This window comes from Streptomyces colwelliae, from assembly GCF_048158785.1.
In the GTDB taxonomy this organism is placed as follows: domain Bacteria; phylum Actinomycetota; class Actinomycetes; order Streptomycetales; family Streptomycetaceae; genus Streptomyces.
In genome coordinates this window covers 1-1,970 of record NZ_JBLTJC010000735.1, presented here as the reverse complement: position 1 = coordinate 1,970, position 1,970 = coordinate 1, and the positions used below count along the sequence as shown (strand labels likewise).

The following is a 1,970-nucleotide window of genomic DNA, read 5'->3' as shown; positions in this document are numbered from 1 at the left end:
GGCCGGGGCCGGGACACTGACGCCGTTCCCGACGGAAGTGGTGGGCAGTGGTGGGCAGGATGGCAGCAGGCGACAAGTCGACGATCGTGACCCGGGCGCCGATGGTCGCCGAGATCGCGGCCCGGTACGCGGAGGAGGCGGAGACCGCCCGGCGGCTCTCACCGCAGGTGATCGAAGGGGTACGGGACGCCGGGTTCGCGCGGCACTTCGTACCGGTGGCCCATGGCGGCGAGGCCGGTGGTTTCGCCGAACTGACCTCCGCCGTCGGCCTGGTGGGGGAGGGCTGCACGTCCGCGGCCTGGGCTGCCTCGCTGGCCGCCTACGCCGGGCGGTACGCGGCGTTCCTGCCCGAGGAGGGCCAGGCGGAGATCTGGGCGGAGGGACCGGACATCCTGCTGGCCGGCGCGCTCATGCCGTCCGGCAAGGCGGAACCCGTGGCCGGCGGCTGGCGGCTGAGCGGTGAGTGGAAGTACATCAGCGGGGTGCACTTCGCCGACTGGGCGCTGGCCTGCGCGGTTGTTCCCGCCGAGGGCCCGGTGGACCCCGACGCGCGCCCCGAGGTGCGGTTCTTCGCCGTACCGCGCGCGGACTTCTCGATCGAGGACAGCTGGTTCACCGTAGGGATGCGCGGGACGGGCAGCGACACCCTGGTCCTCTCCGACGCCTTCGTGCCCGAACACCGCACCCTGGCCCGCTCGGTGGTGCACGCGGGCCGGGCTCCCGCCTCGGACGCCCGCTGCCACATCGTCCCGATGCACGCCGTGAACGCCCTGCCGTTCGCCGCCCCGCTGGTCGGCGCAGCCCGGGGCGCGCTGCGGGCCTGGATCGCGCGAACCGGTTCCCGCGTCGACCGCCGCGGGCAGGCCGTGGGCGAGAAGCCCTCGACCCAGGTCGCGCTGGCCCGCTCGGCCGCCGAGGTGGACGCCGCCGAACTCCTGATCCTGCGTACGGCGGCCATCGCCGACGGCACGGAGGAGCACCCGCCGGGGGGCGAGGCCGCGGTCCGGGGCGCCCGGGACCTCGCGCTCGCGGTGGAACTCCTGGTCTCGGCGGTCGACCGCGTCTTCCGAGCCGGCGGCACATCCGGCCAGTCCTCCTCCGACCCGGTCCAGCGCTTCTGGCGCGACGTGAACAGCGCCGCGTCACATGTCGCGCTCTCCTTCGAGACGACGGGCGCGGCGTACGGCGCCTGGGCGCTGTCCGGCGACGAGAAGGCGGGGGCCGTGCGCTGAGCCGTCCCGGTTGCCGGTCGGGGGCGCTGCCCGCATAGTCGATCTGGACCCGGGTGGCGGTCCCGATCACTGTCGGTGAGCCGCGTCCGAGGCTGCCCCGAGGCTGCTGAACCCGCGGTGGCCTCCGCGAGGCCCGACAGGTGGTGCACCGTCATGCCGGAGCGTCAGGAAGTACTGGAAACAGCACGAGCGGCGGTGGCGCCGGAGGAGTTCAGGGCCGCGATGGCCCGCTTCCCCTCGGGCGTCGTGGTCGTCACCACGTGCTGCGAGGACGGAACCCCGCGCGGTTTCACGGCCAGCTCCTTCTGCTCGGTCTCGCTGGAACCGCCGATGGTCCTGGTCTGCCTGGCGAACTCCGCCGACTCGGCGCCGTCGTTCGGCCACTGCGACCGCTTCGCCGTGAGCGTGCTGGCCCCGGCCCACCGCCCGCTCGCCGTGCGCTTCGCGACCAAGGGCACCGACAAGTTCTCCTCCGGCGGCCTGCGCACCAGCCCCGACGGCCTGCCCACGGTCGACCGCGCCCTCTCCGAACTGGACTGCACCGCCCACGCACGTCACCCGGCCGGGGACCATACGGTCCTGATCGGCCGGGTGACGGGAGTGCGACTGGGGGAGGGCTCCCCGATGGTGTATTACGACCGGGGGTTCAGGACCTTGGCCTGACATGACGGGCCTGAGGACAGGTCAAGACATGACGGGCCTGACATGGCGGAGGGGGCGTCCGGATCTGATCCGGAC

General features: G+C 73.6%; 2 protein-coding genes. Both read left to right on the top strand.

Annotated features, from left to right (window positions below):
- The first annotated feature begins 59 nt into the window (after nucleotides 1-59).
- Nucleotides 60-1,232, top strand: a complete 1,173-nt coding sequence (locus tag ACNFOC_RS53810; RefSeq protein ID WP_416966233.1) for an acyl-CoA dehydrogenase family protein — start codon at nucleotides 60-62, stop codon at nucleotides 1,230-1,232.
- Between the two features lie 153 nt (nucleotides 1,233-1,385).
- A complete protein-coding gene (locus tag ACNFOC_RS53805) occupies nucleotides 1,386-1,895 on the top strand; it encodes a flavin reductase family protein (RefSeq protein ID WP_416966232.1) in 510 nt (169 codons plus the stop codon).
- Nucleotides 1,896-1,970: the final 75 nt, after the last annotated feature.